At 45.5% G+C, this 505-nt stretch carries 1 protein-coding gene; it reads left to right on the top strand.

Annotated elements, in window-relative coordinates; translation table 11 throughout:
* A partial coding sequence (locus R8N47_RS28650) for a glycosyltransferase family 4 protein (protein ID WP_318186540.1) occupies nt 1-505 on the top strand: 505 nt, incomplete at both ends.

Below are 505 nucleotides of genomic sequence, written 5' to 3'. Positions count from 1 at the left end.
ATGAACAACCATTATCAAGAGCTCTCGTTTGTTGGTCGCTTAAGCCATGAAAAAGGCGCAGATCAATTTATCGAGTTAGCGAAAGCCTGCCCTGATTATCGCTTCTCTATCTATGGCGATGGGCCTGAGCGACAAAACTTAGAGACAACCGCACCAGCGAATGTCATTTTTCATGGTCATCAAACAGACATGAACGCGGTATGGGAAAATATCAGCGTATTGATTATCTCTTCTCGCTTCGAAGGACTACCCATGGCGGCACTTGAGGCAATGGCACGCGGCATTGTAGTGTTCAGTCTAAAGGTCGGACGTTTACCCGACATCATTCAAACAGGCAAAAATGGCTTTATTGCCGATGATGTCCCCGATCTCGCGCTAAATCTACAACACTGGATGACGATGGAGAAAAGCCAACAAGAACGAATCCGTAAAAACGCACGCCAAACGATCGTAGAACAGTTCTCAACAGAGAGCGTTATTCCCGTATTGCTAACTCAATATCAAA

The organism is Vibrio sp. 2132-1, assembly GCF_033344315.1.
Note: the sequence above shows the minus strand (reverse complement) of the source record. Positions and strands in the feature narration are given on the sequence as shown.